This is a genomic window from Methylovirgula sp., assembly GCF_037200945.1.
Classification (GTDB): Bacteria; Pseudomonadota; Alphaproteobacteria; order Rhizobiales; family Beijerinckiaceae; genus Methylovirgula.
In genome coordinates this window covers 1,724,519-1,749,405 of record NZ_JBBCGP010000001.1, presented here as the reverse complement: position 1 = coordinate 1,749,405, position 24,887 = coordinate 1,724,519, and the positions used below count along the sequence as shown (strand labels likewise).

Below are 24,887 nucleotides of genomic sequence, written 5' to 3'. Positions count from 1 at the left end.
CGCGACGCGTTCGCGCCCTTCCTTGGAGATTGACGATGCTGAATTGGCCGATCCACGGCACGATCACCGGCCCTATTGTCATGATCGGCTTCGGCTCGATCGGGCGCGGAACCCTGCCTCTGATCGAACGCCATTTCCATTTCGATAAATCGCGCTTCACCGTCATCGACCCGGTCGATAAGGACCGCCAGCTCCTCGACGAGCGCGGCATCGCCTATGTGCAGAAGAAGGTGACACGAGAGAATTTCGTCGATCTGCTGAAGCCATTGCTGACCACGGGCACGGGTCAACCCTTCATCGTCAATCTGTCGGTCGAAGTATCGTCCGCCGCCATCATGCGCCTCGCCCATGAGGTCGGCGCGCTCTATGTCGACACTGTTGCGGAGCCGTGGCCGGGCTTCTACGACGATCCGCGCCTGACACAATCGCAGCGCTCGAATTACGCGCTACGCCAGGAAGTCCTCGACCAGCGCGATGCGCTTGGCGCAGGGCCGACCGCCGTCTCCTGCTGCGGCGCCAACCCCGGCATGGTCTCCTGGTTCGTCAAACAGGCCCTGCTCAATGTCGCCAATGATGTCGGCCTCAAGGGGGCCGATCCGAAGACGCGTGAGGATTGGGCACAGCTCGCGAAAGACCTTGGCATCAAGGGCATTCATATCGCCGAGCGCGACACGCAGCGCGCCAAGACGCCAAAGCCGATGAATATCTTCGTCAACACCTGGTCGGTCGAAGGCTTCGTCTCGGAAGGCTTGCAGCCGGCCGAACTCGGCTGGGGCACGCATGAAAAACATCTGCCGCCCGAAGGCCGGCGTCATGAATATGGCCCGGATTGCGCCATCTATCTGCTGCGCCCGGGCGCAGGTACGCGCGTACGCTCCTGGACGCCGACGCCGGGGCCGCAGCACGGCTTCCTCGTCACGCATAATGAATCGATCTCGATTGCCGATTATCTGACAGTGCGCGAGGGCGATCAGGTGGTTTACCGGCCGACGGTTCATTACGCCTATCGGCCCGCCGACGACGCCGTTCTATCGCTCGATGAAATGGCTGGCGCGCAATGGAAGCAGCAGCCGGATTGGCACATCCTTGACGAGAACGAAATCGTCGACGGTATCGACGAACTTGGCGTGCTGCTCTATGGCCATGCCAAGAACGCCTATTGGTACGGCTCGCAGCTTTCGATCGAGGAAACGCGCCGCATCGCGCCGTATCAGAACGCGACCGGCTTGCAGGTCAGCTCCGCCGTCCTCGCCGGCATGGTCTGGGCGCTCGAAAATCCGAAGGCCGGCATCGTCGAGGCCGACGAGGTGGATTTCCGCCGCTGCCTTGAAGTGCAATCGCCCTATCTGCAGCCAGTCATCGGCACTTACACTGATTGGACGCCGCTCACCGACCGCGCCCGGTACTTCGCTGAAGACCTCGACAAGAACGATGCCTGGCAATTCTCCAATGTGATCGTGCGCTGAAGGACGGTCCTGAAATCGGATAGTTGCAGCGTATCGATGGAATCCTGGGAATTCTGGCTGGCCGTCGCGATCATTTTCGTAGGCGCCGGCATTGTGAAGGGCGTCGTCGGCATGGGGCTGCCGACCATCGCCATGGGTCTACTCGCATTGAAGATGCCGCCGCTTGAGGCGGCGACGCTTTTGCTCATCCCCTCCTTCGTCACCAATGCCTGGCAATTGGCGACCGGACCGTCGCTGAGCAATCTCTGGCGACGCATGTGGCCGATGCTGACGGCCATCGTTATCGTCACGCTGGCAAGCGCCGGACTGATCGTCGGCGGCCACGCGCATATCGCCCAGGCAGCGCTCGGCCTCTCGCTCGCGATTTATGCGACGCTCGGCCTGCTCAAAATCCATTTCAAAGTGCCACCGGCGCATGAACCCTGGATCGGTGCGTTCATGGGCGCCGCCACCGGCGTCGTCACCGGCGCGACAGGCATCAATGTCATCCCCGCAGTGCCCTATTTGCAATCGCTCGACCTCGAACGCGACGATCTCATTCAGGCACTTGGGTTGTCGTTCACGGTTTCGACGATGGCGATGGCCGCGGGTCTGTTACACCGTGGCGTGTTTACGCACTCACCGTGGCTGCTGGGCGCATCGTTATTTGCGCTCGTCGCCGGTTTCATCGGCATGTTCATTGGCCAGTATCTGCGCGAACGGATGAGCCTCGAAACCTTCCGCCGTGTCTTTCAGATTGGTTTGCTCGTGCTCGGCACATATCTCGCGATCGAAGGCTTCGCGCATATGTAGCGCGAGAACACGCGATAAACGTAGCGCCTATTCCGCCGCGAGCTTCATCGGCTGGAGGCTGACATCCGAGCGAAAGCGCGCCAGCAGCTCCGCCTCCTCGGCCTTCGCCAGTTCGACGGCGCGGAACTTGACGTGCCCGAAGCCGCGGATTTTTTCCGGCAATGCCGCAAGCGCGACGGCGCAATCGTAATTTTCGGACGTGAGTTTCGCGACGATCTCGTCCAGCGTTGCCTCATAAGCGGCGCGCAAGTGCCGCTCCATCCGCCGCTCGCTCGACAAGCCGAAAAGATCGAGCGGTGTGCCGCGCAAAACTTTGAGCGGCGCCAGTATCTTGAAGAGCCGCATCATCCACGGCCCGAACGTCCACTTCGGCATCGGGCCGCGCTTGCGCGCGAAGATCGGCGGTGCGAGATGGAATTTGATCTTGATATCGCCGTCGAAAGCCGCCGCGATATTGTCGTGGAACGTGCCATCGCTATAGAGCCGCGCGACCTCAAATTCGTCCTTCACCGACATCAGCTTGAAGAGGCTCTTTGCCACCGCCGTCGCGAGGCGCGTCTCGCCCGACGCGACGCGCTTCTCGGCATCAATGATGCGCTTCACCCTCGCGGCATAAACGTCGGCGTAGGCGCGATTCTGATAGGCGGTGAGGAAGTCTTGGCGGCGGCTGAAAAGTTCGTCGAACGAGTCCGACATCGCGCGCGACGAAGTGGGGGCGATCTTTGGCGCCAGCAAGGTTGCGACGCGCGCCGGTTCGGCGGCCTCGCGCCGGCCCCAGAGGAAAGCCCGCTTGTTCATCTCGACGGATTCGCCGACGATTTCGATGGCGCGCATGAGCGCGTCTTCTGACAAAGGCAAAAGCCCCTTCTGCCATGCGAAACCAACGAGGAAGATGTTGGCCGCGACCGACGTTCCGACGAGCGCGATCGCGCGGCTCGTCGCATCGCAGAAAGAAGCGTGGCCGCCGGAGGCTTTCTCGATTGCCTGCCGGATCGTGCCCACGGGCAGCGTGAAATCGGGATTGCGGGTGAAATCGCCCGGATAGGTTTCGGCGTTGTTGATGACGACGCCGGTTTCGCCCAGCCTGACGGTCGCGAGGACCTTGGCACTGCCGGAGACGACAAGATCGCAGCCGATGACAAGATCGGCGCCGCCGGTGCCGACGCTGATGGCGTGGATCTGATCCGGCTTCGCGGCGATCTTGATGTGGCTGTGAACCGCGCCGCCCTTTTGTGCGAGGCCCGCCATATCGGTCGAGCCGCAAGATTTGCCCTCAAGATGCGCCGCCATCGCCAGAAAGGCGCCAATCGTGACGACGCCTGTCCCGCCGACACCGGCGATCAAAATAGCGAATGGCCGATCACCGATCTGCGGAATGTCCGGCTGCGGCAGGGGCGGAAAATCATTGGCCTCGGGCTTCGTACCCGGCACCTTCGGCTTGGCGCCCTCGACGGTCACCATCGCCGGGCAGAAGCCGTTGAGGCACGAAAAGTCCTTGTTGCAGCTCGACTGATCGATCACGCGCTTGCGGCCGAATTCCGTCTCGAGCGGCTGCACCGACACGCAATTCGAGGTGACGCCGCAATCGCCGCAGCCTTCGCAAACGATATCGTTGATGAAGACGCGTTTGTCGGGCTCGGGAAATTCCTTGCGCTTGCGGCGCCGGCGTTTTTCCGCGGCGCAAGTCTGATCGTAAATAAGGATTGTCGTGCCGGGCACTTCGGCGAGCTCGCGCTGGACGGGTTCGAGATCTTCGCGCGGATAGACTTCGACGTCTTGCGGCCAATCGGCAATATCGCGATATTTCGTTGGCGCGTCGGTGATGACGGCGATTTTCTTGGCACCCTCCGCCGCGACCTGGCGCACGAGCTTCGGCACCGTCAGATCGCCTTCCAGCGCCTGACCACCGGTCATCGCCACGGCATCGTTAAAGAGAATTTTGAAGGTGATGTTGGTCCGCGCGGCGACAGCCCAGCGGATCGCCAGCACGCCGGAATGATTGTACGTCCCGTCGCCAAGATTCTGGATAATATGCGAGCGCGTCGAGAACAACGCCTCGCCGACCCAGTTCGCGCCCTCGCCACCCATATGGGTATAGCCTTCGGTCGCGCGGTCCATGTTCTGAACCATGTAATGGCAGCCGATGCCGGCATAGGCGCGCATGCCCTCGGGCACTTTCGTCGAGACGTTATGCGGGCAGCCGGAGCAGAAATAGGGCGTCCGCGTCGCCGCGTCTTTCAGTGTCGTGATTCCGAACTGCAGATTCGCGAGATGGGCGACACGGCTTTCGAGCTCGGCGTCGGGATGATAGTCGAGCAGCCGCCGTCCGATGGCGATGGCAATATCGTTGACATCGAGCGCGCCAGCGACAGGGAACAGCTGACGCCCTTTCTCATCCTTCTTGCCGACGCAGACCGGCTGATGCGCGCTCCCATAAAGCTCGTCGCGCAACTGGTTCTCGATGAGCGAGCGCTTCTCCTCGACGACGATGATCTTGTCGAGACCCTGCGCGAACGTCCGCAGGCCCTGCGGCTCCAGCGGCCAGGGGCAGCCGACCTTGTAAAGCCGCAGGCCAAGCGCATTGGCGCGCACTTCGTCGATGCCCAATTCATCGAGCGCCTGACGCACATCGAGATAGGATTTACCCGACGCGACAATACCGAGCTTCGCCTGCGGACCACCAGAGGTGATGATCCGATTCAGTTTGTTGGCGCGCAGCCACGCCAGCACGGCGGGAAACTTTTCGTTTTGCAGGCGCCGTTCCTGCGCAAGCACGGGATCGTGCGGGCGGATGTTGAGACCGCCCGCCGGAAGAATGAAATCTGTCGGCACGACGGGCCGCACGCGGTCGAGAGAGGCATCGACTGAGGCCGTCGATTCGACCGTGTCCTTCAGGCATTTGATGCCGACCCAGCAGCCGGAATAGCGGCTCAGCGCATAGCCGTAGAGGCCGTAATCGATCAACTCCTGCACGCCGGCCGGCGCCAGGATTGGCATCATCATCGCGACGAAGGTGAATTCGGACTGATGTGCCGTGCTCGAGGATTCGGCCGTATGGTCGTCGCCCATCAGGGCAAGGACGCCGCCGTTGCGCGAGGTGCCGGCGAGGTTGACGTGGCGGAAGACATCGCCGGAGCGATCTACGCCCGGCCCCTTGCCATACCACAGGCCGAAAACGCCATCGAACCGGCCTTCGCCGCGCATTTCGGCCTGCTGCGCGCCCCAGATCGCGGTCGCGGCAAGGTCTTCATTGAGGCCAGGTTCGAAAATGATATCGCACGCCGTCAGCGCTTTTTTGGCGCGCAGGAAATTGAGGTCGAGACCACCGAGCGGCGAACCGCGGTAGCCGGAGATGAAGCCGGCAGTGTTCAGTCCGTCCCGGCGGTCGATCGCCGCCTGCATCAGCAAAAGGCGGACAATAGCCTGCGGCCCCGAGACGAAGACACGGTTTTGGGCAAGGTCGTATTTGTCGGCGAGCGACAGCAGCGCGGCCGTGCCCTGGGTTCTTTCGACGTCCGCCATTTTGCCTTTGCCCCCAAGCAGGAAGATCCCGCCTGGCCCCATTGGGAGTAAACGGTATAAAGCAGCCGGTTGAATCGGCCAACCCTTTAGGCGGCTGCGCCGCGCCGTCTCCCCTGCGTTTAAGTAAATGATTGTAACCGTGTTTTGCGGGATGGACCGCCCCGCTGGGGCGACGAAGTGATCGCCCCTGCCTCGCTTTGGCCAGAGTTTGCCGGGCAATTGTTGCCCCGACGATTCTGCCATCCGGCCTTAGGCCTTTGATCGGGAAAGATGCGCGCCTCAAGAAGGCTTAAATTTGGCGTTGCGGCCCTTCTGCTCGGCGCGGCGGCTCCAGCGAGCGCGCATCCCCATGTTTGGGTAACGGCGCACGAGGATGTGATCTTCCAGCCGGACGGCAAGATCGCGGCGATCCGTAATTCCTGGGTGTTTGACGACATGTATTCGGCCTTCGCCGTCCAGGGCCTCGCCAAGGACGGCCAATTGGCGACCAAGGAGCAGCTCGCGCCGCTCGCCAAGACCAATGTCGAATCACTGGCCGAGTTCGGCTATTTCACCTTCGCGAAGAACGCCGGCGCGAAAATCGATTTCGGGCCGCCGAAAGATTATTCGCTCGAAGAACGGCCGGACAAGCTTGTGGAGCTGAGCTTCACCGTACCGCTGAAAGACCCGCTCATTCCCGGTCGGGCGTTCATTTTCTCGGTCTACGACCCGACGTTTTTTGTCGATTTCAGTCTGGCAAAAACAAATCCCGTCAGTCTCCTCAGTGCGCCCAAGGGCTGCTCCATCGGCGTCCTTGGCGCCAATCCGCTGGACGTCCAGGACGCCAAACAATTGTCGGAAGCCTTTTATCAAAATCTCTCGCCCGGCGCGAACTTCGGCATGAAATTGGCCGACCGCGTCATCGTTGCCTGCCCGTGAAAGGCGTTGAGGCTCAAGACACGCTGATGAATCGAGTTCTTACCACCAGCATACTTACATTCGTCTCGCTTTTGCTGTTGGCGACCGCGGCGGCCGCGCAAGGCTTTCATCATCCGTTCGCCGTCGGCGCCGACGAAGGTGCAGTCGGCAATGCGTCTGGCGTGACGGCCTGGATCATCGAGCAGGAGAGCCGATTTTCGCTTGCGCTTGTGGGCGCCATGCACGCCGTCAGGCAAAGTCCCTATGGCTTTTTTGGTCTTGCGGGCTTGAGCTTTCTCTACGGTGTCTTCCACGCCGCCGGCCCTGGACACGGCAAAGCGGTCATCACCTCCTACATGATTTCCAATGAACGTGCGCTGCGGCGCGGTATCATCATCGCCTTCCTTGCTGCGATCTTTCAGGCGATCGTCGCCATCGCACTCGTGGGCCTGGCTGCGCTTGTCTTCAATGCAACGGCCGCGCGGATGAACGCGGCCGCTCAATATCTCGAATATGCCGCTTACGCCGGTATCATCGTTCTCGGCCTTGTGCTGCTTTTCACCAAGACGACGGCGCTGGTGGCCAGCATTCGCCATGCCTGGGCCGGACGCGCACTGCCGGTTTTTGCTGGTGCGCCGCAAAAGCTCGTTTATGCGCAAGCAGGCGGCAGCGGCAATTTCCTTGCGGATGACGGAAGCAGCCACGTCCACGGCCCGGACTGCGGCCATTTCCATGCGCCGGATCCGGCCCAGCTCGGCGCGGGCTTCTCCTGGAAATCCGCTGCTGTCACGATCGTAACAGCGGGCGCACGGCCTTGCTCTGGCGCCATATTGATCCTCGTCTTTTCAATCGCGCAGGGCCTGTTCGGCGCCGGAATTTTCGCGACCTTTGCCATGGCGCTCGGCACCGCCATCACCACCGGGGCGCTCGCCAGCTTCGCGGTCTTCGCCAAGAAAACCGCGGTCCGCTTCTCGGGTCGCGGTTCGTCCCGCGCAGAAATCATCGGCCGGTTGATCGAAGTCGGCGCGGCGCTGTGCGTGCTTGTCTTCGGTACCTTGCTGTTGATGGCGAGTCTTTCGGGTATGACCGTAGCCTGAGCGCAGCAGGTCTCCTCCCTTAAGGTCTTTTCCCCTTAAATTTCCGCGCCGAAGGGCGTAGGTTAAAGTCTGAGGGGAAAACGGATGGTCCCTTGGCAGGGGCGCCTTTTGCGGCGCGAAGACAGACTGGTGAATGTGATCTGCCGGTCGGCACTCTTGTTGGCCGCCGTGCTCTTGCTTTGCCTTTCGAGCGGCGCAAGCCCGGCCAAAGCGCAGTTCAGCCCCTTCAACTGGTTTCAACAGGTCTTCCGCCCACAGCGCAGCTATGATTACGCGCCGCCGCGACCGCATGAGCATCACGCCTATCGGCCGCGCACCGTCGCCAAGGTTGTGAAGCCCCCGGCGGTGCCGCCGACGTTCTTCGTCGCCGTCGCCGGCGATTCGCTCGGTCAGCTTCTCGGCCAAGGACTCACGACAGCACTGAGCGACAGACCCGAGGTCGAAGTTCTGCGCGACGCCAAGGAAGATTCCGGCCTCGTCCGCGATGATTATTACGATTGGCCGAAGGCGGCACACGATCTCGTTGCCAACGGACAGAAGATCAACGTGGCCGTGATGATGATCGGCAGCAACGATCACCAGACGCTGCACGATTCAACCGGCAGCTACGATCCCGGCACGCCGCAATATCAGCAAATCTATTCGGCGCGGATCGAGGCCGTCGCGAAAATCTTCCACGACGCGAAGATACCCCTGCTCTGGGTCGGTCTGCCGGTCATGAAGACCGATCGCTTTTCCACGGAAATGGCGGCGCTCAACGACATGTATCGCCAATATGCGAGCCGCAATGGCGCGACCTATATCGACACCTGGGAAGATTTCGTCGACGACGACGGACAGTTCAGTTCCTACGGTCCCGACGTCGATGGCCAGGTGGTGCGGCTGCGCGCGCTCGACGGTGTTCATTTCACCAAAGCCGGCGCGTTGAAGCTCGCGAGTTTCGTCGAGCCGCAAATTCGCGACATCCTCAATGTCAGCGCACCGCAGGACGATGCGGCGCTTGCCAAAATCGAGACGACCGCTCCGGCTGGCACCAATTCGCCTGCGGCAGGTGCGGCAGTCACGCCGGTGAAGCCTCCCATTGGTCCCGTTCTGCCTTTAACGGGGCCAGTGCTCGCCCCGGGCGGCCAGCTTGCGACGCTGGGGCCGGCAGCGCCCAAGACAGATACGGCCAGCCTCGTCGAGCAAACATTCGCCAATGGCAAAACGGCGCCGACGACACCCGGCCGTGCCGACGATTTCGCGTGGCCACGAAAAGAGCTTGCGTCCGCGCCGCCGCCGCAACCGGCCCCCGCGCCGGTTGAAGGACCGCCAGCTCCGCCGAAGCCGCCTGTCGCCGCAGCCAAGACCGCACCGGCAAAACCCGCGGCGGCGGCGAGCAAGGTGCCTTAAGTCTAACGCGGAACAAATCGCACATCCTTTGGCCTGCCAGCATGGCTCTATCCGTGCGCGGCGTTTTTTTTTGTCGGGGGTGCGTTATGCTGAAATTCCGTACGATAGCCCTTTCCATTTCAATATTGTCTTTTGGTGCTGGCACTGCGCTGGCGCAGGATCTGCCTTTCCCGTTCAATCTATTTTCCGGCGCCAGTTCGCAAGCGACACGGGCGCAGCCGGCGAGCCTACCAACCGATGTCGCGGTCAATGCGCCGCCGACCAAGACGCTAGTCGATTATCCGACCAGCGCAGCGGCGGGCTCGATCACCGTCGATACGAAGTCCAAGTTCCTCTACCTCTCGCTCGGCGACGGCAAAGCGCTGCGTTACGGCGTTGGCGTTGGCCGTGACGGCTTTGGCTGGACCGGTCATGTCCACGTCGCCCGGCGCGCCGAATGGCCGGATTGGACGCCGCCCGATGCAATGCTGGAGCGCCGTCCCGATCTGCCGCGCTACATGCCCGGCGGCATCGGCAATCCGCTCGGCGCCCGCGCGCTCTACCTCTACAATGCGAAGGGCGACACCGGCTTTCGCATTCACGGGACCAATGAGCCAGATACGATCGGCCAGGCGGTCTCCTCGGGCTGCATCCGCATGTTGAATGTGGACGTCGAAGACCTCTACACCCGCGTCAAGGTCGGCACGCAGGTCAATGTGATCTGATCCTCGTCTCCTGCTCGTGGAGGATTTGCAGGCAGGGCCTAAAATGCTTTATCCCGATGACAATCGGCACCGGCCGGCAATGATTTGCCGGCCGCAGCGTTTCGGGACGGGCGGCAATGGCGGACAAGTTGGGCGACGACGAGCGCGCGGCGCTGCGCGCGGATCTCGAACGTCTGCGCCAGGAACATCGCGACCTTGACTCTGCGATCGAGGCGCTCGCCCACATCTCGACCTCCGATCAATTGCAAATCCAGCGGCTGAAGAAGCGCAAGCTTATCTTGCGCGACAAGATCGACCGGATCGAGGACGTCCTCACCCCCGATATTATCGCCTGATCTCCAAGGCCTCGTAAGCCCAGGGCAAGGCGGCGCGTGTAGAGCGCATAGATCACAATTTAGAGCGGGATTTACGCGAAAAACCGATATCCACTTTTTCGCATCCCCCTCTGCTACGCTCAAGAACTGCGCCCGGCGGCGGCCGGATGCACCGAGGCCGCCGATGGACCATTCCAATCCCGCCACGCCGCAAACCCCGGAATTCTCCGAATCCGCGCTCCTCCAAAGCGCGATCGAATTCCACAGCGGCAAACAATATGGCATTGCGCGTCAGCTTTATCTGCAAATCCTGGAGCAGAATCCCGATCACGAACTTGCCTGGCACAATCTCGGCCTCGTCGAGCACATGACCGGACGGCACGCGCAAGCGGCGGAATACATCGGCAAAGCCGTTGCCCTCAAACCGGATTATGCCCGCGCCTACGCCAACCTCGCCGCGGTTTTACGCGAAACGCGGCAACTCGAAGCGGCGCGCGAAACGGCGGAGCGCGCCATACGGCTGGAGCCCGGCTTCGCCCCGGCCTATAACAATCTCGGCGGCATTCTGGAAGACCTGGGTGAGATGGAGGCGGCGCTCGCCGCCTATTTGGAAGCTTGCCAGCTCGATCCGTTTTTCATCGAAGCGCATACCAGCGCCGCCGAAATCCTCCGTAAGCTCGGCCGTCGCGAAGAGGGGCTGAGACTCTGCGCTGCTGTATCGGCGAAACGGCCGGACGCGGCAGGTCCGCATTTCGCGGCCGGCAACATCCTGCGCGACCTGCTTCGCCTGGATGAAGCGTGTGCGGAGTTCGATCAGGCCATTTCGCTCGATCCCGATTTCGTCGGAGCCTATTGCAACCTCGGCAATCTGTTGCAGCATCGCAATGATTTTGTCGGCGCTGTGGCCAATTATGAAAAGGCGCTCGCGATCAAGCCGGATTTTGCAGAGATTCATTGCAATCTGGGGATGGCTTATGAATCGCTGCGACGCATCGATGAGGCGCTGAATTCTTATGACCGCGCCGTCGCGCTTGACCCGTCTTTTGTCGGCGTTCGTTTGCAGCGTCTGCACATGCGTCGTGCCATTTGTGACTGGGACGGCGACGACGCCGAAGAACCTGCGGCACTGGCGGCGGCGGCCGCGAGCGACGGCCTCGTTCCGCCCTTCGGCACGCTCGCCATGAACTCCGGTCATGCGTTGCAATTGAACCTGGCGCGCCGCTGGGCGCGCGCTTTTCGCGCCAAGCCAAGTTTCGATCATCGCCGCCAGATGCCCGATCGCAATCGAAAATTGCGGATCGGCTATCTCTCCGGCGATTTCTTCCGTCATGCGACGGCGATTCTCATGGCCGGACTTTTCGAACAGCACGACCGCGCGCGCTTCGAGATCATTGCCTATTCGCACGGCGGCGATGACGGCAGCGAGCTGCGCCATCGACTGCTCAAGGCTTTCGACCGTTTCGTCGATATTACCGCACTCGACGACCCCGCGGCGGCGGCACGCATCTTTGCCGACGAAGTCGATATTCTCGTCGATCTTAAAGGCTATACGCAATTTTCACGCAGCGAGATTGTCGCGCATCGGCCGGCGCCGATCCAGGTGAATTTCATCGGCTATCCAGGCACGATGGGTGCCGACTTCATCGACTACGTGATTGCCGATCCAATCGTTTTGCCGATGGATCAGCAGTCTTATTACGACGAGAAGATCGTCCTCCTGCCGGACACCTACCAGCCGAACGATAGACAACGTACAATCGATGCGCGCACGCCCACGCGCGCCGAAGCCGGCCTGCCCGATGAAGGTTTCGTTTTTTGCAGCTTCAACAACAGCTACAAGATCACGCCGAAATTCTTTGGCATCTGGATGCGGCTTCTCGCTGCCGTTCCCGACAGCGTTCTATGGCTCCTTGACGCGAACGCGCGTGTGCAGGCCAATCTTCGCAGAGAGGCAGAGGCGCGCGGCATCAGCGGAGATCGGCTTATATTCGCGCCGCGATTCAGCCTTGCTGCGCATCTCGCACGGCATCGTCTTGGCGATCTCTTTCTTGATACCCTGCCCTACAATGCGCATACGACAACGAGCGATGCGCTCTGGGCCGGATTGCCGGTGCTCACAATGCAGGGCGACACGTTCGCTGGGCGCGTGGCTTCGAGCCTTCTCCATGCTGTCGGCTTGCCCGAACTCGTCACCCATTCGCTCGAAGATTATGAAGCCCTGGCGCTGAAGCTCGCGCGCGCACCCGAACTGCTCGCCGATCTACGTCGCCGCCTCTACGCCAGCCGCCTGACAGCACCCGCCTTCGATACGGCGCGCTTTGCCCGTCATCTCGAAGCGGCCTATTCGCAGATGTGGGAGACGTGGGCGGATGGCAAGGCCGTGCAACCCTTCGCCGTGGCTCCGCTCGAAAAGTCGAAGCCGCAATCCGAGGCACGGGCTCCGCAGATCGCGCGCCAGCCCTATGCGACATGCCCGCTCTGCGGCAGCGGCGCGCACAAAGTCCTTCTCACAGCTGATTGCGGCAAAGACCCCGCCTATCGCCGCGAGTTGATTCCGCAAGTTCAGTGGCATGTTTGCGAAGATTGCGACCATGTGTTCGCCGCCGGCTATTTTGCCGCCGGCACATTTGCGCCGTCTGCCTTTGGCTACGACATGGAAGCGGGCCGCCGCGCCGTTGCGCCACTCGTTGCGGCCGTCGCACGCCACATCGGCGCGCGCAATTGCGATGGCGCCTGGCTCGATGCTGGCTTTGGCAGCGGCGCCATGCTGCTCACCGCAGCGGAATTCGGCTTCGAAACTGTCGGGCTTGAAAGCAGTCCGTCGCATGTGGCTGCCCTCCACCAGCTCGGCCTTGAGGGACATGTCGGCACGATCGAACATTTCGACGCGCCGGGCCGCTTCGCAATCGTCAGCCTTGACGATCAATTGCCGCGGCTTGCCGATCCGGCGGCGGCGCTCACCGCGGCGCATCGGCTTCTGCAAACAGATGGGCTTTTGAGGCTCAGCTTGCCGAATATGGACGCGATGCCGTTCAACCTGCTGCACGCGCAAGGCGCCAATCCTTATTGGAGCGAGATCGCGCGCACTCACATGTTCGGCCGCGAACGGCTCTATGCGCTTTTGCGCGAGCAGGGATTTCAACCGCTCGAATATCAGGTCAGCCCGCGGCTGCGCATCGGCATGGACGTGATCGCCCGCCGCGTCGACTGATCAGCCTTCGGAGTCGCCATCCGGCTGCGTACGCAAGCGCGAGGCGTGCAACTCGCCGCGCTCTTCGAGCACCGGATAGGCGGCGCCAGCGACGAGGGAGTCGTTGACGCTCTTCAACGCGCGCAACAAATCCAGATGCAAGGCGTTGGCCTCGATCGTATCCGGCCGCGATTCACGCAGGCGGCGGAAATAGGCTGCGGTCGCCTTCGACTCGATGTCGCGGAAGAAGCCTTTTTCATCCGCCAGGGTTCGCGCCGCTCGCACATCTTGTGTCATGAACACGGTTGCGGCGAGGCGCAGATCGGCGGTGAGATGTTCAAGCATGAGCCGTGCGTCGGCACGACCTTGGTCAGCCAGAACAAGCCCGCGCTTCAATTGCCGCGTCAGCGTCGCGAGCGCGCTACGGTCGATGGTGTCGCCGGCCTGCTCCAAATAACTCGTGAAGGTCAGAATGGCCGCGACCCGCTTGTCGTCGTCGTCCGTCAGCGACTCGGGATCGAGGCCGACGAGATAGGAACGGATCGCGGTGTTGAGCCGGTCGAGAATGTCATCGATCCGCCGCGTCTCGACGATTCGCTGCTTGTCGGTCTGCTCTGCCAGCAGACGGCCGAGGCCTTGCAGCATTTCGTCCAGCACATCGACCATGCGCAACGCCTCGCGCGTCGCATTGCCGATCGCGACCGCGGGTGCCTCGACCGCCGATGGATCGAGATAGAGCGGGCGCGAGGGATCCGTTGCCTCGATCCGCTGCGGCATGAGGCGGCGCAGCGCTTTGGCGAAGAGCGGCAACAGCGGCATGAAGATGAGCGCCGTCGCGATGTTGAAGAACATATGAAAATTGGCGACATCGCGCGCGAGGCTCGGATCGAGCCGCACGAGATTGGGGCCGATCCAATCGATCAACGGCAGAGCGATCGCAGCACCGACGACTCGATTGAGCAGATTGCCGACCGCAACCTGCGCACCCGTGCGATCGACGCCCCGTGGCGCTTCCAGCACGGGATTGAGGGCCGAGCCGATATTGGCGCCGAGCACGAGCGCGATGCCCATGTCGAGCGAGATGGCGCCATTGGTGACGAAAGACATGACGAGCAGGACGATAGCCACGCTCGAATGTGCCGCCCAGGTCGCCAGCGCACCAAAGAGCAAAGCGATGATGGGCTGTGTCGCAATCGCACCGAGCAACATCCGCAGGCTTGGCGTATCCTCGTAAGGTGTCGCGATCTGCAACAATTGGCTCAGCGACATCAGCAACAAACCGAGACCGATGATGGCGCGGCCAATGTCACGCGTGCGCGCTTGACCGCCACTGCGGCGAAACATCATGACGCCAACAAGGATGAAGAGCGGCGCGGCGAGCGCAATATCGAACGAGAGAACCTGAACGATCAGCGTCGTGCCGACATTGGCGCCGAGCATCACGGCCAGCGCCGGCACGAGATCGACGAGGCCCGCGGCGGCAAAACCCGCCACCATCAGGCCCGTCGCCGTGCTGCTTTGAAGAACCGCGGTGACACCAAGCCCCGCCAGAAAAGCCTTCGCCCTATTGCCAAACGCCTTTGCAAGGACACGACGCAGGTCAGCACCGAAGGCACGCTGAATGCCGCTCTGAATCATATGCATCGCCCAGAGCAGAAGCGCGACAGCACCGGCGAGATCGAGCAGAGACAGCGTGGCGTCCAACTTTGTTCCTTTCAGCCGCGCGCCAAGTGCGACGCAGCGTTCGCAGAAAGTGGTATAAAACGCTCAAATATCAAGCTTCGATTCAGAGCGGGATTCGAAAAAGTGGAAGTCGGTTTTTCGCGCAAATCCCGCTCTTTTTTTGAAATCGATCACGTTCATGATTTTGGATCATCGACGGATCGGTCAGCCATTCGACCAAGCCGGAGTTCGATCGATCCAAAATCATCGTGATCTATAACGCCTTGCAGCCCTGCTGATCGAGCGCGGCGAAAGCCTCGTCCGGGAGTTCGAGCGTCGCGGCGGCGACATTCTCGACAAGATGCTCGGGATTGGCCGTGCCGGGAATCGGCAACATGATCTTTGAGCGTTTCAACACCCACGCCAGCGCGACCTGGCTTGGCGTCGCCTTGAGCGTCCTCGCCGTCTGCATCAAAGCCGAGCCCGGATGCGCCAGCGCACCGGCGGCGAGCGGGGCCCATGGGATGAAGCCGATATTGTGCTGCTCGCAATAAATCAGCACGTCCTCGCTTGAGCGGTTGACGAGATTGAAACGGTTCTGCACCGTCGCGACGGGAAAATGTTTGTGCGCCGCCTCGATGTCATCGATGCCGACATCGCAAAGGCCGACATGCCGGATCAGGCCTTCCTTACGCATCGCAGCGATGGCCGAATATTGTTCGTCGCGCGGCACCGACGGATCGATCCGGTGCAATTGCCAGAGATCGATCCGCGCAACGCCAAGCCGGCGCAGGCTCATCATCACGCATTGGCGCAGATATTCCGGCCGTCCCAATGGCCGCCACGTCTCTGGGCCCGGGCGAGCGAGGCCACCTTTCGTCGCGATCATCATGTCCTTGTAAGGATGCAGGACCTCGCGGATGAGATCCTCGCTGACGAACGGGCCATAGGCATCCGCTGTGTCGATGAAATTGATACCGAGGTCAGGCAGAAGACGCAAAGTCTCGCGCGCGGCGGCGGGGTTTGCCGGGTCGCCCCAAATGCTTTTGCCGGTCAGCCGCATAGCGCCAAAGCCGAAGCGATTGATTGTGAAATCGCCGCCAATTTCAAATTGGCCTGCGCTGGCAGCGGAAAGCTCTGCTGACATGGCTGTTTCCATGTGTTGCGCGGTACGCGCCGCCGTGACCGCAGCAATTTCTAGCCCGGCTTCGGGCTTCAAAACCAGATGCACAGCAACCTCCGCCATGTCTTGCTTGATGTCTTCGCGACGTCTTGCATTCGTCACGCCATAGGCGCAGCTTCTTTTTGCGGCGATGTGACGGTGCGAGAGCGCCAGGAACGGGGAAGCTCGATCATGGCCGAGAATGCCAGCAAGACAATTGTCTTCATCCACGGCGCCTGGATGATTCCCGCCTGCTGGGACAATTTCCGCAGATCATTTCAGGCGGCTGGTTACACGACCTACGCGCCGGCATGGCCTTATCTCGACGGCGCGTCATCGGACGAATTACGCCGCGATCCTCCGCCCGGCCTGGGTGCGCTAGGCATCACCGAGATCGTCGATCACTACCAGACGTTCATCAAAGCTATGCCGGAGAAGCCGCTGATCATCGGTCATTCCTTCGGCGGTCTTTTCACCCAACTTCTGCTTGATCGCGGCTTGGGCTGGGCGGGCGTTGCAATCGATCCGGCGCCGATTGCGGGTGTGGTTCCGGGCGCTGTCTCGCTTGCCGCCGCGTCGCCGGTGCTTTTGCGCTGGCAAGGATGGGAGCAGCCGTTCCAACTGTCGCGTGAAGCTTTTGCCCGGTCGTTCGCCAACGCGGCGCCGCCGGATATTCAGAACGAAGCTTACGATCGGCTCGTCGTTCCCGCGCCGGGGCGCATTTTTTACGAAGACGCGTTCTGGATCGGCACGCATGTCCATCCCAAGCGCCGCACGCAGCCGCTGCTCATTACGGCCGCCGAAAAAGATCGCACGGTGACACCGTTCACCGCGATGGGCGCCTTCAACTTGCAGAAAAAGTCGTCGGCCGAAACCGACTTCAAATATTTCCCCGGGCATTCGCATTTTCTGATCGGCGAGCCCGGCTGGGAAGACGTCGCGAATTATATCCTGCGCTGGGTCGCCCGTCTCTGAGCAAACTATTGGCAGTTAAGCGACTGCGCCGCTTGCGCCGCAGCGGCCCTTCGTCTAGGACGCTGCCTTTCTTTTCGGCCGGCTGTTCAGCCGCCTTGCAAGGTCTTCATGTCCATTCCCAAACTTGTCGCCATCGTCATGGGCAGCCAGTCCGATTGGAAGACCATGCGCCACGCCGCGGAAACGCTGGACAAACTTGATGTCAGCTATTCGGCGGAGATCGTGTCGGCGCATCGCACGCCGGACCGGCTGGTCAAATTCGCCAAGGGCGCCGAGGCGTCGGGATTCAAGGTGATCATCGCCGGGGCGGGCGGCGCGGCGCATCTGCCGGGCATGACCGCGGCCATGACCCCCCTGCCCGTTCTTGGCGTGCCGATCGAGAGCAAGGCGCTTTCGGGCCAGGATTCGCTTTATTCCATCGTCCAGATGCCGGCGGGTATTCCGGTCGGCTGCCTGGCGATCGGCGAGGCCGGCGCCGTCAACGCAGCCCTGCTTGCCGCGGCGATCCTCGCGTTGGACGACAAGGCGCTCGCCGGGCGGCTCGCGGATTGGCGCGCGGCGCAGACCGCCGCAGTCGCCAAGCATCCCGAGTAGGTTGATGGCCGCGCAACTCTCGCCGGGCGACACAATCGGAATTTTAGGCGGCGGCCAATTGGGCCGGATGCTGGCCATGGCGGCGGCTCGGCTTGGCCTGAAAACCCATATTTTCTGCCCCGACGCCGATAGCCCGGCCTTCGATGTCGCGGCGGCCAAGACCATCGCGCCGTACAAAAACGAATCGGCACTGCAGGCTTTCGCCGAAACCGTCGATGTCGTCACCTACGAATTCGAGAACGTGCCCGCCCGCACTGCGGATTTGCTTGCCGCTCTGCGGCCTGTGCGCCCCGGCCCTGCTGCCCTCGCGGTGAGCCAGGACCGGCTGACGGAGAAAGATTTTCTGACCGATCTCGGCATTGCCACCGCGCCCTATCGTGGCGTCGAGGATGCTGGCGCTTTGGCCCGCGCGGTCGGCGAGCTCGGCCGCCCGTCGATCCTGAAGACGCGCCGTTTCGGCTATGACGGCAAGGGTCAGGTGATGATCCGCGAGGGCTCCGACCTCGGCGCGGTATTTCGCGGCCTCGGCGGCACGCCATCGATCCTCGAAGGCGTTGTTCCCTTCATCAAGGAAATCTCGGTCATCGCGGCGCGTAGCCTCGACGGTGAATTTGCCGCCTATGACGTGACCGAGAATGTTCACGCCAACCATATTCTGAGCGTCAGCCGCGCCCCGGCAAAGATCGATGCGGCCTGCGCGGTGGCAGCGGTGGCAACGGCGAAAAAGATTGCCGACGCGTTGGATTATATCGGCGTTCTGGCGGTCGAGCTTTTTGTGACGAAGGAGCCGGACGATGGGCGGCTCGTGCAAAAGATTCGCGTCAACGAGACGGCGCCCCGGGTTCATAATTCCGGCCATTGGACCCTCGATGGCGCCCCCTGCTCGCAATTCGAGCAGCATATCCGCGCTATCGCCGGCTGGCCGCTCGGCGCGACTCGCCACCATGGCGCCGCGGTCGAAATGCGCAATCTGATCGGCGATGACGTCAATGCCTGGCCCGACATTCTGCGCGAACCGGGTGCCTGCCTGCACCTCTACGGCAAGGCGGAGGCCCGGCCGGGCCGCAAAATGGGTCATGTGACGCGGGTGCTGGACCGGGACGAATAGGCCGTTCCGCGCTGGACAAGAACGGCCGGCTCTGCTATCTGCAAAATCCAGATCGTGGCGCTTTTGCGCCCGTGATTCTATTCCCGAAAGTCTAGACTTTCATCCTGCCGGGGCGATGAGCCGTCGGCGCAAGACAAGGATCGCCGCGTGCAAGTTCTGGTTCGTGACAACAATGTTGACCAGGCCCTTAAGGCGCTGAAGAAGAAGATGCAGCGTGAAGGGATTTTCCGCGAAATGAAGCTTCGCGGCCATTACGAGAAGCCCTCCGAGAAGCGGGCGCGTGAAAAGGCCGAAGCGGTGCGCCGGGCGCGCAAGTTGGCGCGGAAGAAGCTGCAGCGTGAAGGCCTGTTGCCGATGAAGCCGAAGCCGGTCGTCGGCGCACGCTAAGTCTGATTGCGCACTGACAGCGCATCGTTTTTCGATATCGCAATATATTCTGCGAAGAGCCGGCGGGATTGGTCGCAATCTTGCCGGATTGCCGGGGCCTAAAGGCCCCGCGGCCTGTCTGATCGTACCGTTTCTGGCGATTCACGCGCAAAGCAAGAACGAGTTGATCCGGGACTTGAATTTCGATGAAATTGATTCGACGTCCTTTCGCGCTCATTTCGCTTTTGCTCGCGGCGGCCGGTCTCGCGGCGTGCGAGAACGGCAATTCGCTCGGTCCAGCGGGCGCGGGCGTCGCCGAGGTGACGCAGGAGACGCCGCAACAGTCTCAGGCCAATATCAGCTCGCTGTCCGACGTCATCCAGCGCAACCCCAGCAGTGCCGAAGCTTACAATACGCGCGGCGTCGCCTATGCGCGCATCGCGCAATATGATGCGGCGATCGCCGACTTCAGCCAGGCGATCAAGCTCAATCCCAACGACGCCGCCGCGCTGACCAACCGCGCGCTCGCCTATCGCCAGACCAACCACGACGATCTCGCGCTCGCCGACTTCAATCAGGCGATCATCGCCAATCCGAACCACGCCCCTGCCTATATCGGCCGCGCCAATCTCCTGCGCGTGAACGACAAGCTCGATCAGGCGCGCGCCGATCTCGACAATGCCATCCGGCTTAACCCGGAGAATGCGCAGGCCTATCATGCGCGCGGTCTGATCTTCCAGCGCCAGGGCAATTATCAGGCGGCGATCACCGATTTCGACAATGCGATCGATCGTGATCCATTCGTCGGCGCGCCTTATGAAGCGCGCGGCGAAAGCTTGCTCGCGCTTGGCAAGGCGGACAAGGCGATCGAAGACTTCAACGCCGCTCTGAACGTCAATAACAAAGACGCCAATGCCTGGGCGGGCCTCGGCCTCGCCTATGAAAAGCTCGGCAATCGCAACAAGGCGGCCGAATCCTACGATCGCGCGCTTGCGTTCGACCCCAACAACAAAGTCGCGCGCGACGGCCAATCGCGTCTGCGAGCTTAGCTCTGTAGCTGACGCGCACGCCAATGCCTTGGCGTTTCCCCAGTCCATCGGCGAAATGCACGGCTGAAATGCGCCGGATCGGAATAGCCTAATTCCAACGCAATGTCGGTGATGGCCTGCTGCTTGGCGTCAAGCTTGGCGCGCGCCTGCGCGAAGACAACACCCTCTGCCAATCGCTCGAAGGTCACGCCATGCGTCGCAAGCCGGCGCTGAAAAGTGCGCCGCGACAGCCCGAGCCGCGTGGCGACGTGATCGATCCCCGGCGATTGTTCCAGAATCCCCAGCCGGATCATGTGTTCCGCGACGCCGACAAACTCGCGATCATTCGGAATTTCATCGTAGGTTTCGCGCCAGGGCCTCAGCGACGGATTCGGCAGGTCAAGGAGATCGGCGGGAAAGACGACCGTCGTGCGCTCACCACGCATGACATCACCGCCGAAAATCTTTTCGATCTCGCCGCGTCCCTGCAAAATGCCCGGCACGAAGATCGCCTCGGGCGTCCAACGCGCCCCGGCAAAGTGGCGAAGGATATTCAGCATATAGCCGATGGCGAGGATCTCATTCCTCTGACGCCCGATCGTAACGGGCGCGGTAATTTGATAAGTCCACCGCGCCAAACCTTCTCTCACGACAAGGTCCATCTCCGTCGCCGCCTGCAAGAGACTCGCGAACTTCGCATATCCCTTCGTAATCGCGGCGCCGAGCGAGTCGAACGACAACAATAATCGACCGTAGGGACCGAGCCCTGCTATGCCGCCCGCGATCGAGAGCCGCGCAGCGAATGCATCGTCGCCGATCTCGCGCGCGGCATTCTCGACGAGCCGGAACTGGTCGCTCAGAAGAATAAGACGGTCGGGCTGGGTGACGAGTTCCAATGGCAATTCGCTGCGGTGGAACACGCGCGCCAACGATCCGCCCGCGGCTTCGATCACATCCGCGATCGGCCCAATCGTGCTGACCCGGGTAAGGGCAAGCGTCTCCATGGCGTACTCCCTACACCGGGAGACTAGGCCGGCGCCAAAGGGCAAGTCCAGCGGCTGGCACCAAATGGCAAGTTAGGCCGCTACGGCCGCGCTAGAAGGCGGATATCGGCTCGCAGAAGCCATCACAGGGAGAAAGCCATGTCCGCGCATACATTCGACGACCGCAGCATCATATGGCGGAAGCTCGAGGGCTTCGATCAAATTTCCTATTTCATCTATGATGTTGACGAGAAGAACGGCACTGCCGACTTCCTGATCAAATTCGTTCCCAACGAGAAGATCATGCTGCACCGGCACAAGGCGTCTTATCGGACCTTCGTCGTGCAGGGCGAATTACGGATTTTTCGCCTCAACGGCGAGCTGAAGGAAGTGCGCCCGGTCGGCAGCTACGTCATCAGCGGCGGGAACGGCGAGCCGCATACCGAAAGCGCCGGCGAAGAGGAGGCGATCGTCCTTTTCAGCAACCGCAATATCGAAAACGGCGAAATTTACGAATTCCTTGACGACAGCGGAAACATCGCCGTGGCGCTTGGCATCGCGGAGTTGAGGGCTTTGTTCGACGCGCAGAAAGATTGATCGCGAAGGCGCTCTAGGTGAGCGACTTCAAAATATTCTCGACCATCTTCTTGGCGTCGCCGAACAGCATCATCGTATTCGGCTTGAAGAACAATTCGTTCTCGACGCCGGCATAGCCCGAGCCCATGCCGCGCTTGATGAAGAGCACGGTCTTCGCCTTTTCGACATCGAGGATCGGCATGCCGTAAATCGGCGACGTTTTGTCGGTTTTGGCGGCAGGGTTCGTGACATCGTTGGCGCCGATCACGAAGGCAACATCCGCCTGGGCGAATTCGGCGTTGATGTCCTCAAGCTCGAACACTTCGTCGTAAGGCACGTTGGCTTCGGCGAGCAGCACGTTCATATGGCCCGGCATACGGCCGGCGACCGGATGGATCGCATATTTGACGTCGACGCCTTCTTTCTTCAGCCGATCGGCCATTTCGCGCAGTGCGTGCTGCGCCTGCGCGACAGCCATGCCATAGCCCGGCACGATGATGACCTTGCCAGCGTTCTCGAGGATGAAGGCGGCGTCTTCCGCCGAGCCCTGCTTCACGGGCCGCGTCTCGATATGCCCTGCCCCCGCAGCCGCCGTCTCGCCGCCGAAGCCGCCGAGGATGACCGAGATGAAGGAGCGGTTCATCGCCTTGCACATGATATACGAAAGGATCGCACCGGATGAGCCGACGAGCGCGCCGGTGATGATGAGCGCTAGATTTCCAAGTGTGAAACCGATGCCTGCTGCCGCCCAACCCGAATAGGAATTCAGCATCGAAACGACGACCGGCATGTCGGCGCCGCCGATCGGGACGATGATCAGAAGCCCGATCACGAAGGAGACGATGGCGACCAGCCAGAAGAGCAGCGGATTCTGGGTGATGACGAAGAGCACGACCAGCACGACGAGCAAAACCGCGAGCAGGATGTTGATCGCATGGCGCTGCGGGAGCAGGATCGGCGCGCCGGACATGCGCCCGTCGAGTTTCAGGAAGGCGATGACCGAGCCGGTGAAGGTGATGGCCCCGATGGCAACACCGATCGACATTTCGATCAGGCTTTGGGTGTGTATGTCACCCGGCGTGCCGATGCCGAAGGCTTGCGGCGCATAGAGGGCGCCCGCCGCGACGAAGACGGCAGCAAGGCCGACAAGCGCGTGGAACGAGGCGACAAGTTGCGGCATGGCCGTCATCGCGACGGTACGCGCACGCCAGGCGCCAATGCCGCCGCCGATGGCAATGCCGGCGGCGACGAAGATCCACGCCGACAGGCCCGATGGGATGCGATAGAGCAGCGTCGTGACGATGGCGATCGCCATGCCGATGATGCCGGCGAAATTGCCGCGTCGCGAGGTCGCCGGCGAAGAGAGACCGCGCAAGGCGATGATGAAAAGAACGCCCGAGGCGAGATAAAGCAGGGCGGCGAGATTGCCGGACATCGCGTCAGCCCTTCTTCTTGTACATCGACAGCATTCGCTCGGTGACGAGGAAGCCGCCGAAAATGTTCACCGAGGCGAGGATCAATGCGATGAAACCAAAGATGCGGGCGAGGATCGAGCCGTCATCGCCCGGCGTCGAGACATCGACGCCGACCGAGAGAAGCGCGCCCACGACAATCACGGAGGATATTGCGTTCGTCACCGACATCAGTGGCGTATGCAGCGCCGGCGTCACCGCCCAGACCACGAAATAGCCGACGAAGACGGCGAGAACGAAAATCGCAAAGCGAAAAACGAACGGGTCGATCGCGCCGCCGCTCGCGGTATGGGCCGCCGCGCCCGCCATGTGCGAAATCTGGTCGGCATAGGCTTGCGCCGTATCAGCGGCGTGCTGCGCACTTGCCGCCGCGGCCTGCGCCTTATCGACGAGCTGCTGGGGCGTATCACTGGCCATGTCTCAACTCCGGGGTCAGACGGGCTTCTGGAAATTCGGATGGACGAGCGCACCGTCCTTGGTGAGCAAGGTCGCCTTGACGACCTCGTCATCCCAATTGACGGCAAGTACCTTGTTCGGCTTGTCGACGAACGTATCGACAAGCGCCAGCAGGTTGCGCGCGTAGAGCGACGAGGCGGTCGCGGCGAGACGGCCGGCGACATTGAGATAGCCAAGGATAGTCACGCCATTATCGGTCGTGAACTTCTCGCCGGGCCGCGTCAAAGCGGTATTGCCGCCGCGCTCGGCCGCAAGGTCAACGATGATTGAGCCCGGCCGCATCGAAGCGATCATCGCTTCGGTGACGAGTTTCGGCGCCGGCCGGCCGGGAATGAGCGCCGTGGTGATGACGATGTCCTGCTTGGCGATATGCGAAGCCGTCAGCGCCAGCTGCTTTTCCTGATAGGCCGCCGACATTTCCTTGGCATAGCCGCCCGCCGTCTCGGCCTGTTTAAATTCCTCATCCTCGACAGCGATGAATTTCGCGCCGAGGGATTCGACCTGTTCCTTGGTCGCAGGACGTACATCGGTCGCGGTAACGATTGCGCCGAGCCGACGGGCGGTCGCAATCGCCTGGAGGCCGGCGACGCCGACACCCATGATGAAAGCCTTCGCCGCCGGCACGGTGCCCGCCGCGGTCATCATCATCGGCACGGCGCGTCCGTATTCGGCCGCCGCATCGACGACCGCACGATAGCCGGCGAGATTGGCCTGGCTCGACAACACGTCCATGACCTGCGCGCGGGTGATGCGCGGCATCAGCTCCATGGCGAACGCATCGACGCCCGTCGCCGCGATGTCCTGCAAGGCATCGATATGGCCGTAAGGATCGAGGATGGCGAGAAGCAGCGCGCCTTTTTTAGCTCCGCCGAGATGCGACGCCTCGGGGCGCCGGACGCGCAGAATGATATCGGCGTCGGCAAGGGCTGCGACGGCATCCGGCACAATGTTCGCGCCTGCCGCGGCATAATCGCGATTGGGAAAAGAGGATTTGTTGCCGGCGCCGGATTCGATCGCCACGCTCGCACCGAGAGCGATGAGCTTTTTGACAGTTTCCGGAGTCGCGGCAACCCTGGCTTCGGCAGGGTCAGTTTCGGCGGGCACGGCTATACGCATAATGTGCTTCCGATC

The 24,887-nt window shown here is 61.8% G+C and carries 21 protein-coding genes; 14 read left to right on the top strand and 7 right to left on the bottom strand.

The genetic code is table 11. The features are described 5' to 3' along the window. Positions 1–35: 35 nt before the first annotated feature. Both WDN02_RS08495 and WDN02_RS08490 read left to right on the top strand, forming a co-directional pair. Complete coding sequence (locus WDN02_RS08495) at positions 36–1,466, top strand: saccharopine dehydrogenase C-terminal domain-containing protein (RefSeq protein ID WP_337293078.1); 1,431 nt, start codon at positions 36–38, stop codon at positions 1,464–1,466. A gap of 36 nt (positions 1,467–1,502) precedes the next feature. Then, positions 1,503–2,258, top strand: coding sequence for a sulfite exporter TauE/SafE family protein (locus WDN02_RS08490; RefSeq protein ID WP_337293077.1), 756 nt, complete (start codon positions 1,503–1,505; stop codon positions 2,256–2,258). 27 nt (positions 2,259–2,285) lie between these two features. On the opposite strand, the gene WDN02_RS08485 is transcribed toward WDN02_RS08490, so the two are convergent. Continuing rightward, positions 2,286–5,780: an indolepyruvate ferredoxin oxidoreductase family protein gene (locus WDN02_RS08485; protein ID WP_337293076.1), complete on the bottom strand. Its 3,495-nt coding sequence runs from the start codon at positions 5,778–5,780 to the stop codon at positions 2,286–2,288. 270 nt (positions 5,781–6,050) lie between these two features. Between WDN02_RS08485 and WDN02_RS08480 the strand changes: the two genes are divergently transcribed. The 6 genes from WDN02_RS08480 to WDN02_RS08455 all read left to right on the top strand — a co-directional run bounded on the left by WDN02_RS08480 (position 6,051) and on the right by WDN02_RS08455 (position 13,395). Continuing rightward, on the top strand, positions 6,051–6,698 hold the full coding sequence (locus WDN02_RS08480) for a DUF1007 family protein (RefSeq protein ID WP_337293075.1): 648 nt from the start codon (positions 6,051–6,053) through the stop codon (positions 6,696–6,698). Positions 6,699–6,724: 26 nt separating this feature from the next. Continuing rightward, the gene (locus tag WDN02_RS08475) at positions 6,725–7,774 is read left to right on the top strand and encodes a nickel/cobalt transporter (protein ID WP_337293074.1); all 1,050 of its coding nucleotides are present in this window, start codon (positions 6,725–6,727) and stop codon (positions 7,772–7,774) included. Positions 7,775–7,858: 84 nt separating this feature from the next. Further along, positions 7,859–9,166: an SGNH family hydrolase gene (locus WDN02_RS08470; RefSeq protein ID WP_337293073.1), complete on the top strand. Its 1,308-nt coding sequence runs from the start codon at positions 7,859–7,861 to the stop codon at positions 9,164–9,166. An 86-nt stretch (positions 9,167–9,252) separates the two neighbouring features. Further along, entirely contained in the window at positions 9,253–9,870 is a 618-nt protein-coding gene (locus tag WDN02_RS08465) for a L,D-transpeptidase (protein WP_337293072.1), read from the top strand. A gap of 116 nt (positions 9,871–9,986) precedes the next feature. Continuing rightward, positions 9,987–10,205 (top strand): DUF465 domain-containing protein, encoded by a 219-nt coding sequence (locus tag WDN02_RS08460; protein WP_337293071.1) that lies wholly within the window; start codon positions 9,987–9,989, stop codon positions 10,203–10,205. Between the two features lie 163 nt (positions 10,206–10,368). Beyond that, positions 10,369–13,395, top strand: coding sequence for a tetratricopeptide repeat protein (locus tag WDN02_RS08455; protein WP_337293070.1), 3,027 nt, complete (start codon positions 10,369–10,371; stop codon positions 13,393–13,395). Here the strand turns inward: WDN02_RS08455 and WDN02_RS08450 are convergent, their stop codons facing one another. After that, a complete protein-coding gene (locus tag WDN02_RS08450; protein WP_337293069.1) occupies positions 13,396–15,078 on the bottom strand; it encodes a Na/Pi cotransporter family protein in 1,683 nt (560 codons plus the stop codon). A 232-nt stretch (positions 15,079–15,310) separates the two neighbouring features. After that, positions 15,311–16,183, bottom strand: a complete 873-nt coding sequence (locus tag WDN02_RS08445; RefSeq protein WP_337294897.1) for an aldo/keto reductase — start codon at positions 16,181–16,183, stop codon at positions 15,311–15,313. 207 nt (positions 16,184–16,390) lie between these two features. Between WDN02_RS08445 and WDN02_RS08440 the strand changes: the two genes are divergently transcribed. The 5 genes from WDN02_RS08440 to WDN02_RS08420 all read left to right on the top strand — a co-directional run bounded on the left by WDN02_RS08440 (position 16,391) and on the right by WDN02_RS08420 (position 20,290). Beyond that, positions 16,391–17,173 carry an alpha/beta hydrolase gene (locus tag WDN02_RS08440; protein ID WP_337293068.1) on the top strand — a complete coding sequence of 261 codons (783 nt, stop codon included), beginning with the start codon at positions 16,391–16,393 and terminating at the stop codon, positions 17,171–17,173. Positions 17,174–17,281: 108 nt separating this feature from the next. Continuing rightward, entirely contained in the window at positions 17,282–17,767 is a 486-nt protein-coding gene (gene purE / locus WDN02_RS08435) for a 5-(carboxyamino)imidazole ribonucleotide mutase (RefSeq protein WP_337293067.1), read from the top strand. Positions 17,768–17,771: 4 nt separating this feature from the next. Next, on the top strand, positions 17,772–18,875 hold the full coding sequence (locus WDN02_RS08430) for a 5-(carboxyamino)imidazole ribonucleotide synthase (RefSeq protein ID WP_337293066.1): 1,104 nt from the start codon (positions 17,772–17,774) through the stop codon (positions 18,873–18,875). A gap of 147 nt (positions 18,876–19,022) precedes the next feature. Continuing rightward, positions 19,023–19,262, top strand: a complete 240-nt coding sequence (gene rpsU / locus WDN02_RS08425) for a 30S ribosomal protein S21 (RefSeq protein ID WP_337293065.1) — start codon at positions 19,023–19,025, stop codon at positions 19,260–19,262. A gap of 185 nt (positions 19,263–19,447) precedes the next feature. Further along, positions 19,448–20,290 (top strand): tetratricopeptide repeat protein, encoded by an 843-nt coding sequence (locus WDN02_RS08420; protein ID WP_337293064.1) that lies wholly within the window; start codon positions 19,448–19,450, stop codon positions 20,288–20,290. Here the strand turns inward: WDN02_RS08420 and WDN02_RS08415 are convergent. After that, positions 20,287–21,273, bottom strand: a complete 987-nt coding sequence (locus WDN02_RS08415; protein ID WP_337293063.1) for an AraC family transcriptional regulator ligand-binding domain-containing protein — start codon at positions 21,271–21,273, stop codon at positions 20,287–20,289. The two genes, WDN02_RS08420 and WDN02_RS08415, sit on opposite strands and share 4 nt — an antisense overlap. A 138-nt stretch (positions 21,274–21,411) precedes the next feature. Between WDN02_RS08415 and WDN02_RS08410 the strand changes: the two genes are divergently transcribed. Further along, positions 21,412–21,849 (top strand): regulator, encoded by a 438-nt coding sequence (locus tag WDN02_RS08410; protein WP_337293062.1) that lies wholly within the window; start codon positions 21,412–21,414, stop codon positions 21,847–21,849. 13 nt (positions 21,850–21,862) lie between these two features. Here the strand turns inward: WDN02_RS08410 and WDN02_RS08405 are convergent, their stop codons facing one another. From WDN02_RS08405 to WDN02_RS08395, 3 genes are read right to left on the bottom strand one after another with little or no spacing between them, the layout of a single operon-like run. Next, a complete protein-coding gene (locus WDN02_RS08405) occupies positions 21,863–23,263 on the bottom strand; it encodes an NAD(P)(+) transhydrogenase (Re/Si-specific) subunit beta (protein WP_337293061.1) in 1,401 nt (466 codons plus the stop codon). Positions 23,264–23,267: 4 nt separating this feature from the next. Next, a complete protein-coding gene (locus WDN02_RS08400; protein ID WP_337293060.1) occupies positions 23,268–23,717 on the bottom strand; it encodes a proton-translocating transhydrogenase family protein in 450 nt (149 codons plus the stop codon). Between the two features lie 15 nt (positions 23,718–23,732). Then, positions 23,733–24,872 carry a Re/Si-specific NAD(P)(+) transhydrogenase subunit alpha gene (locus WDN02_RS08395; protein ID WP_337293059.1) on the bottom strand — a complete coding sequence of 380 codons (1,140 nt, stop codon included), beginning with the start codon at positions 24,870–24,872 and terminating at the stop codon, positions 23,733–23,735. Between the last annotated feature and the right edge of the window lie 15 nt (positions 24,873–24,887).

Bases quoted from the DNA above. Each gene is read 5' to 3' on its own strand.
- WDN02_RS08495 (WP_337293078.1), top strand. From the start codon at position 36: ATGCTGAATTGGCCGATCCACGGCACGATCACCGGCCCTATTGTCATG.
- WDN02_RS08490 (WP_337293077.1), top strand. From the start codon at position 1,503: ATGGAATCCTGGGAATTCTGGCTGGCCGTCGCGATCATTTTCGTAGGC.
- WDN02_RS08485 (WP_337293076.1), bottom strand. From the start codon at position 5,780: ATGGCGGACGTCGAAAGAACCCAGGGCACGGCCGCGCTGCTGTCGCTC.
- WDN02_RS08480 (WP_337293075.1), top strand. From the start codon at position 6,051: ATGCGCGCCTCAAGAAGGCTTAAATTTGGCGTTGCGGCCCTTCTGCTC.
- WDN02_RS08475 (WP_337293074.1), top strand. From the start codon at position 6,725: ATGAATCGAGTTCTTACCACCAGCATACTTACATTCGTCTCGCTTTTG.
- WDN02_RS08470 (WP_337293073.1), top strand. From the start codon at position 7,859: ATGGTCCCTTGGCAGGGGCGCCTTTTGCGGCGCGAAGACAGACTGGTG.
- WDN02_RS08465 (WP_337293072.1), top strand. From the start codon at position 9,253: ATGCTGAAATTCCGTACGATAGCCCTTTCCATTTCAATATTGTCTTTT.
- WDN02_RS08460 (WP_337293071.1), top strand. From the start codon at position 9,987: ATGGCGGACAAGTTGGGCGACGACGAGCGCGCGGCGCTGCGCGCGGAT.
- WDN02_RS08455 (WP_337293070.1), top strand. From the start codon at position 10,369: ATGGACCATTCCAATCCCGCCACGCCGCAAACCCCGGAATTCTCCGAA.
- WDN02_RS08445 (WP_337294897.1), bottom strand. From the start codon at position 16,183: ATGTCAGCAGAGCTTTCCGCTGCCAGCGCAGGCCAATTTGAAATTGGC.
- WDN02_RS08440 (WP_337293068.1), top strand. From the start codon at position 16,391: ATGGCCGAGAATGCCAGCAAGACAATTGTCTTCATCCACGGCGCCTGG.
- purE (WP_337293067.1), top strand. From the start codon at position 17,282: ATGTCCATTCCCAAACTTGTCGCCATCGTCATGGGCAGCCAGTCCGAT.
- WDN02_RS08430 (WP_337293066.1), top strand. From the start codon at position 17,772: ATGGCCGCGCAACTCTCGCCGGGCGACACAATCGGAATTTTAGGCGGC.
- WDN02_RS08420 (WP_337293064.1), top strand. From the start codon at position 19,448: ATGAAATTGATTCGACGTCCTTTCGCGCTCATTTCGCTTTTGCTCGCG.
- WDN02_RS08415 (WP_337293063.1), bottom strand. From the start codon at position 21,273: ATGGAGACGCTTGCCCTTACCCGGGTCAGCACGATTGGGCCGATCGCG.
- WDN02_RS08410 (WP_337293062.1), top strand. From the start codon at position 21,412: ATGTCCGCGCATACATTCGACGACCGCAGCATCATATGGCGGAAGCTC.
- WDN02_RS08405 (WP_337293061.1), bottom strand. From the start codon at position 23,263: ATGTCCGGCAATCTCGCCGCCCTGCTTTATCTCGCCTCGGGCGTTCTT.
- WDN02_RS08400 (WP_337293060.1), bottom strand. From the start codon at position 23,717: ATGGCCAGTGATACGCCCCAGCAGCTCGTCGATAAGGCGCAGGCCGCG.
- WDN02_RS08395 (WP_337293059.1), bottom strand. From the start codon at position 24,872: ATGCGTATAGCCGTGCCCGCCGAAACTGACCCTGCCGAAGCCAGGGTT.